The sequence below is a fragment of the Pseudomonas sp. P5_B2 genome (assembly GCF_056400445.1).
This window is the reverse complement of record NZ_JBFULH010000232.1, coordinates 1-6,687: the sequence shown is the minus strand read 5'-3', so window position 1 is coordinate 6,687 and position 6,687 is coordinate 1. Positions and strand designations below refer to the sequence as shown.

Genomic DNA, 6,687 nt, shown 5'->3' with positions numbered 1-6,687 from the left:
CATGAGTGTGTCTCCGAAAAAAGAATTCTTTAGTTGCTGAGCTTGAGACGTATACATCGCTCGCAAGTTCCTTGGCTAATGTCATTCTGACGCGGTGCTAGGTGCGCTTAATAACTCCGGGGTATTGAGGTTGGCCAGTCGCGGGTCGTTGTCTGTACATTGTAGTGCGGTGGCTTCCAGTTTGCGCATGAGGCGCCCCGGGCTGCGTTCACCTTCATTCCATGCCTTGTCAAATGCTGCGCTGAGCGCGACAGGGATAATGCACAGCAACGGTTCCCAATGTTCGCCATGACGCAGCATCAACGGTTTGTCCGGATGCTGGTTGGCAGTTTCGCGCATGCTGTGGAGCAGGGCGGCATTGATGCGAGGTACGTCGCAGGGCAGCACCAGCAGAAGAGGATGTCGGGCCGCCTTGAGGCCTGCGCGAATACCGGCCAATGGTCCAGGGAAATCGCCTTCCTCGTCATGAACCATTTGATCGGCGTATGGCGCGTATTTGTCCAGGTTCCTGTTGCACGAGATGATGAGGTCATCGCTCAGATCGCGGGTCTTGCGGTGCAGGTGTGCGATCAGCGGCTCTCCGTGCCACTCCAGCAAACCCTTGTCCTGACCACCCATGCGTTGGCCACGACCGCCAGCCAGGAGCAAAATGGAGCAAGGCGGCAATGGTGAGTCAAGGGGCATGGCAGGTCTCCATGGGGCGCTGAAAAAGTGAAGCGCTGTGATATAACACCGAGCTGTTTTTCCTACAACTGGACGAGCCTATGAAAGCCAAGGCTGATGTACCTTTCGTGCCGCTTAACATCGCGGTGCTGACGGTCAGCGATACCCGAACCCTGGAAACCGATACGTCAGGCCAGGTTTTTGTCGACGGCTTGAGCGCTGCCGGCCACAACCTGGCCGCTCGGGTTTTGCTTAAAGATGATCTCTACAAAATTCGCGCGCAAGTCGCCAACTGGATTGCCGACGAGGTGGTGCAGGTGGTGCTGATCACTGGCGGTACCGGGTTCACGGGGCGCGACAGTACGCCAGAGGCGGTGAGTTGCCTGCTGGACAAGCAGGTTGATGGTTTTGGTGAGCTGTTCCGGCAGATTTCTGTTGCCGACATCGGTACTTCGACCGTGCAGTCCCGGGCGCTGGCCGGACTGGCCAACGGTACGCTGGTCTGTTGCTTGCCAGGTTCGACCAATGCCGTGCGCACCGGTTGGGATGGCATTCTTGCCGAACAGCTGGATGCGCGACATCGTCCCTGCAATTTCGTGGCTCACCTGAAGCAGGCGGCACCCTGTGAATCCCGCGGGTAAGCCAGGTAAAACCGGCAGTCTGATGCCTGTCGAGGTGGCGCTGGCGCGCCTGCTGGAAATGGCAGAAGCCTCGCCCATCCGCGAGCGTGAACGCTTGCTGGTGGCGCAGGTGCAGGGGCGCGTGCTCGCCGATGATTTGGTTTCGACCCTTGATCTGCCACCTTGGCCGAACAGCGCCATGGACGGCTACGCCTTGCGTGTCGCTGACTGGACGGGAGAACCGTTGTTGGTCAGTCAGAAGGTATTTGCCGGTCAGTCGCCCGAACCGTTGAAGCCCGGTACCTGTGCCCGAATCTTTACCGGTGCACCTGTGCCAGCAGGCGCCGACTGTGTCGAGATGCAGGAAAATGCCGAGGTTCAGGCGGATCAACGAGTCCGTTTCCTCGAACCCATGAGGCCGGGTCAAAACATCCGGCCACAAGGTCAGGAAACCACGGTTGGCGAGCTTGTCTTGCCGGCCGGTACGCGACTTGGACCTATCGAACAAGGTTTGGCGGCATCGCTGGGCTGCGCTGAGCTGGACGTGGTTCGCAAGGTTCGTGTTGCCGTTCTCTCAACTGGAGATGAATTAGTTGAGCCGGGTCAGTCCTTGGGCCCAGGACAGATCTACAACAGCAATCGCGTGTTGTTGTGCAGTTGGTTGCAACGCCTGGGCTGCGAAGTCATTGATGGCGGAATTCTTCCTGATGATTTGGTGACCACCCGTACCCGCCTCGGCGAGTTGAAGGATGTCGATCTGATCCTCTCCACGGGTGGGGTGTCTGTTGGAGAAGCTGATTTCCTGGGCATGGCCTTGCGCGAAGAAGGCGAACTGACACTGTGGAAACTCGCCATCAAACCTGGCAAGCCGCTGACATTCGGGCATTTTCGCGGTGTGCCTGTGATTGGTTTGCCTGGCAACCCGGCGTCGACACTGGTCACCTTTGCTTTGTTGGCAAAGCCCTATCTGCTGCGCCGTCAAGGTGTAAAAGAGGTCGAACCGCTGAAGTTTCAGGTGCCGGCCGGGTTTGTCTGGCCAAAGGCTGGCAATCGCCGAGAGTACTTGCGTGGGCGCCTGGAGAATGGCCGGGCGATAATYTACAAAAATCAGAGCTCTGGTGTACTTCGCAGTGCTGCCTGGGCCGATGGCCTGGTTGAGGTGTCGGAAGATCGCACGTTGATCGAGGGTGAATATGTCGTTTTCATTCCTCTGAGCGAAGTCCTGAACTGACCCCGTTATGCGTTGGTGCCGCAAGCCCGGTAAATCTGCCGGGTCTTGCGTGCATGCATGGCGCTTAACGAACCAGAAGAGTCACGACCTGGTCAAAGCGGCTATTGGCAACCCAGCCCAACAGCCCGAGGACCACCGCGGTTCCGCCCGCAGAGTAGGCCAGTCTGTGTTTGATGGATTTGACGTCATTGCGCACTTCGTCCATGTCTCTTCGGATGTATTTCAGATGGGTCTCCAGTTCAATGACACGAGGTTCCATATCAGCTCCTGTAGCGGGTTTTGCGTTGTTGTTGAATGCAGCCTGATGATTGGCGCGACTTTCCGTGAACGGTGTCGCCGGGTTGAGCGGCAACTTGATGTCATGAGTTTGCATGGAGAAAGCCGCTCCTTGCGTCAATGCCGTTCGGGTAACCGAAATTCGTAATGCGTGCGTTTTTTGTAGCCCTGGAACGGGGTTTGCTCATTGCTTGCACATCCCTGTGTTTTTGCTGTTGATGACGGATAACCGCTGACATCACGGTGTACCAATCGCCCCAGTTGGTCAATTGAGCCGATTCCTCAGATATCGTAAGAAAACTTCCCACCCTGTAGGACCGCAATCCAGCACGCCTCGAAAAAACTCAACGCCTTGCGACCTTTATAGGGGGCAGTGAGGTCAACATCTCCTGAATGAATTCCAATCAGGAGCTACGACAATGAGCGAGCGCAAGGCGCTGTTGATTCTGCATGGCAAGCAGGCACTCAACGAGGAGGTCCGCGCAGCCGTCGAAGGTAAGCGCAAGCAGGGGTGGCAACTGGCGGTCCGACTGACCTGGGAGGCGGGGGATGCGCAGCGGTGGGTGGAAGAAGCGTTGAGCGCAGGCTATACGCAACTGATTGCCGGCGGCGGTGATGGCACATTACGCGATATTGCCGAGGCTATAGCCGCGCACCCGAATCAGGCCAGCCTGGTCTTGATGCCATTGGGCACTGCCAACGATTTTGCTCGCGCCGCGGGTGTGCCTCTAGAGCCGGCTCTGGCTCTGGAGCTTCTGGATACTGTGCCGCACGCTATCGATCTGGGGGACGTTGGAGGGCAGGTCTTTCTGAACATGGCCACTGGCGGCTTCGGCAGTCAGGTTACGGCGAATACGTCGGAAGATTTGAAAAAAGTCCTCGGCGGTGCGGCGTATCTGTTTACCGGTTTGTCACGCTTCAGCGAGTTGCATGCGGCTTATGGCGAGTTACAGGGACCGGACTTTCATTGGCGCGGTGAGCTATTGGCACTCGGTATCGGCAATGGTCGGCAGGCGGGAGGAGGGCATATGCTATGTCCGGAGGCGCTGGTTGACGATGGTCTGCTGGACATCAGTATTTTACCGGCACCGCAGGAAGTGGTCGGTACCTTGAAAAACCTGCTAGTCGATGGTTTTGGTATCGACAACATGTTTGTGCGCGCCCGTCTGCCCTGGGTCGAGATCAAGGTCTCGGAAGGTCTGCACATCAACCTTGATGGCGAACCTCTTGAGGGTGATAACCTGCGTTTTTCTGCGCGTGCCGCGGCTTTGCGTGTGCATTTGCCGGAAAACTCACCGCTGTTGAGTGCATCGCTGCCGGTTAATCGTCCAGGCTGATGATTTGCTCGCGTACGGCAAACAGGACCAGACCGGCCACGTCGTATATCTGCAGGCGTTTCATGATCTGCGAGCGGTGGGTTTCAACGGTCTTGATGCTAAGGCCCAGACCATTGGCGATTTCCCGAGTGGATTTGCCGCGAACAATCAGTCGCAGGATTTCCAGTTGGCGTGCCGTCAGGTTATGTGAGTCGGGCGTTTCCGGCTGCTGTTTCTGATTGCGGATCAATGCCTGATTGATAACTGTGTGGGCGATGGCAGGGCTCAGATAGCGTTCGTTGTTGCGCAAGGCATCGAGGGCATGTTCCAGCTCGGTGGCCGTGGTGTCTTTAAGCAAATAGCCATGAGCGCCGGACTCAAGTGCTTGCATGATGATTGCGGGCTCGGTGTGCATCGACAGGATCAGCACCTTGCTTTGTGGGCGCCCCCGCTTGAGTCGCTGCAAGGCTTCAAGGCCGCCGGTTTCCTTCATGGAAATATCCAGCAAAATAATGTCAGGGGAGAGTGTCTCGACCATTTCGAGTAACTGCGAGCCGTCATCGGCCTCGCCAATGATCGCATAGCCGGGAATATCCAATACCAAGGCGCGCACGCCAGCCCTGATTAGCGAGTGGTCATCCACCAGAAGTAAGTTACAAGTCAATGTAAAACCTTATTCATACTAGCCCGTTTGAGCGCACGGGGCGCCCAGGGGAAGAGTGCTTCGATTTGGGTGCCTTTGCCCGGCTCGCTGGTAACGGCCAAGGTTGCGCCCAACTGATCGGTCCGTTCCCGCATCCCGGCCATCCCACGTTGTCCCTCTCTACCGGGGTCAGCTGCAGGTGCGAAACCCTGGCCGTCGTCGTTGATCGATAGCTTCAGGCCCTGGGGCATGCGTTGCAGTCGGACCAACAGATTTTTCGCTTCGGCGTGGCGCAATATGTTGGTCACTGCTTCCTGGGTAATTCGAAACGCTGCCACCGCCATTTCCTCCGGTATGCCGGTCAGGCGTTGATGGCATTCCAGGCTCCAGCGCATGGATGTATTGGCCAGGGTCTTGAGCAGATGCGCGCGCAGACTGGCTTCCAGTCCGAGGCTCGCCAGTTGCCTGGGATTAAGGATGGCCGAAACGTCACGAACCTTGATCAGGGTTTCTTCGAGTGTGTCGCAGAGCACTGAGCACTGGTCTTGAATGTCTTCAGGCATCCGCCGTTTGAGCCATTCACTTTGCAGTTTTGCGGCTGTCAGCAATTGGCCTATATCGTCGTGCAATTCTCTGCTCAGGCGATGGCGTTCATTTTCCTGTACTTCCAGCAGACGGTCCGCCAGCTCTTGCGGCTCAAATTTTATCGACGTGCTCGAGAGATGATGTTGCACCCAGACGCAAGCAAGCGCCGCGATATTGAGCACCAGCACGCTCAGCGGAAGGGCAGCGGACATGCAGAAGACCAGTAGGGTCCCAACTGCCGAACAGGTGCACAGTAATAGCGTGAGGCGTCGCACGGTTTGCTGGGAAGGTGGCCACAGGATGACTGACTTGAGGCTGGCGTACATAGCGGATGGAGCCAATGAATGTTCGCTGCGGGCAGACCTGTCATAGGGCTGACGGGTCTCTGTCTGGTATCTATAGTGGCTCGTCTTGAGCAGAAAGCAGTAAGGAGGGGAACTACAGCCTTGTCGGCCTGCTCTCGCCCGATCCCACTTGGCCATTAATTGGCGTCAACTAATGGTCGGCATAATAGCACTTAAGATACCGTTGGTCGCGTTGGGTATATATGACCATACGGTCAGTGAATAGGCCGGTTAAACACTAGTTTCCCAATGGGAAATGTTTAACGGAAGGAGTTATTAACGATCTGTCGCTGACAGGTATGAAATATTCAATAGCGACATGAGTGCATTCGGTATGACGCCACCCTGGCAATAAGAATATACCGCTGCAAATTTGTCTGACTATTTCAAACCTGCCGTTCCGAATAGGAAACGAGCGTAAACGGTTTGGAATTAACCGGTAAGTGAAATGGACTTTGTCCGACCTGGAGCGCAAAGGCCTCGATCAATGAAGTCTGTTCAGTGTCATCCAGGGTGAGTTGACCGGTGGCTTGATCGATGAGTTCGAGCTGCCAAGCCATCAACGAGAGACAGTCCTTCAGCGCGTCCAGTGCTTGATCGTGCAGATCAATAGGGCTGTGGGTGTGGTTCAGCAAACCATGGATATGCAGCGAGAACTCCGACACCGCTTCCAGTGCCAAGGCATCTGCCCTGCTCGCCAGTTTGAGGAGACTGCTGAGCAAGCAATCGATTGCGTCTTTGTCATTGTTGATCAATTGCAGGTGGCTCAGACACTCCTCCGATTTGGCGAGGAGAGTTTCTGCTTCGACAAGAAATTCCGGTAAACGCTGAGCCCACTGCTTAGGTTTTTTCGGCATGCTTACCTCCACAACATCATGTCAAATGAGGGAATGTCACGTCTGTCGACGAGGACGTCCAACGTCTCGATGCTGCCATGCCGGTATGAGATCGCGCTCCAGCAGGCCTATGTGCAGGCCGGGGGACTTGAGAGGGTATAAGGCCACTTACC

8 protein-coding genes are annotated in these 6,687 nt (G+C 56.2%); 3 read left to right on the top strand and 5 right to left on the bottom strand.

Features of this window, described 5'->3' with window-relative positions; all coding sequences use genetic code 11:
* Positions 1 to 81: 81 nt before the first annotated feature.
* On the bottom strand, positions 82 to 684 hold the full coding sequence (gene mobA, locus AC1DRJ_RS16865; RefSeq protein ID WP_477803156.1) for a molybdenum cofactor guanylyltransferase MobA: 603 nt from the start codon (positions 682 to 684) through the stop codon (positions 82 to 84).
* 80 nt (positions 685 to 764) lie between these two features.
* On the opposite strand from mobA, the gene moaB reads away from it, so the two are divergent.
* Together moaB and AC1DRJ_RS16855 are read left to right on the top strand one after the other, a co-directional pair.
* On the top strand, positions 765 to 1,304 hold the full coding sequence (moaB, locus tag AC1DRJ_RS16860; protein WP_477803155.1) for a molybdenum cofactor biosynthesis protein B: 540 nt from the start codon (positions 765 to 767) through the stop codon (positions 1,302 to 1,304).
* Positions 1,288 to 2,514 (top strand): molybdopterin molybdotransferase MoeA, encoded by a 1,227-nt coding sequence (locus AC1DRJ_RS16855; protein WP_477803154.1) that lies wholly within the window; start codon positions 1,288 to 1,290, stop codon positions 2,512 to 2,514. The genes moaB and AC1DRJ_RS16855 overlap by 17 nt, the downstream gene beginning before the upstream one ends.
* 64 nt (positions 2,515 to 2,578) lie before the next feature.
* Here the strand turns inward: AC1DRJ_RS16855 and AC1DRJ_RS16850 are convergent, their stop codons facing one another.
* Positions 2,579 to 2,887: a hypothetical protein gene (locus AC1DRJ_RS16850; protein WP_477803153.1), complete on the bottom strand. Its 309-nt coding sequence runs from the start codon at positions 2,885 to 2,887 to the stop codon at positions 2,579 to 2,581.
* A gap of 322 nt (positions 2,888 to 3,209) precedes the next feature.
* Between AC1DRJ_RS16850 and yegS the strand changes: the two genes are divergently transcribed.
* Positions 3,210 to 4,127, top strand: coding sequence for a lipid kinase YegS (gene yegS, locus AC1DRJ_RS16845; RefSeq protein ID WP_477803152.1), 918 nt, complete (start codon positions 3,210 to 3,212; stop codon positions 4,125 to 4,127).
* Here the strand turns inward: yegS and AC1DRJ_RS16840 are convergent.
* From AC1DRJ_RS16840 to AC1DRJ_RS16830, 3 genes are all read right to left on the bottom strand, one after another.
* The gene (locus tag AC1DRJ_RS16840; RefSeq protein WP_477803151.1) at positions 4,111 to 4,770 is read right to left on the bottom strand and encodes a response regulator; all 660 of its coding nucleotides are present in this window, start codon (positions 4,768 to 4,770) and stop codon (positions 4,111 to 4,113) included. The two genes, yegS and AC1DRJ_RS16840, sit on opposite strands and share 17 nt — an antisense overlap.
* On the bottom strand, positions 4,767 to 5,660 hold the full coding sequence (locus AC1DRJ_RS16835; protein WP_477803150.1) for a sensor histidine kinase: 894 nt from the start codon (positions 5,658 to 5,660) through the stop codon (positions 4,767 to 4,769). The genes AC1DRJ_RS16840 and AC1DRJ_RS16835 overlap by 4 nt, the downstream gene beginning before the upstream one ends.
* A 404-nt stretch (positions 5,661 to 6,064) precedes the next feature.
* Positions 6,065 to 6,535 carry a hypothetical protein gene (locus tag AC1DRJ_RS16830; protein WP_477803149.1) on the bottom strand — a complete coding sequence of 157 codons (471 nt, stop codon included), beginning with the start codon at positions 6,533 to 6,535 and terminating at the stop codon, positions 6,065 to 6,067.
* Positions 6,536 to 6,687 lie beyond the last annotated feature (152 nt).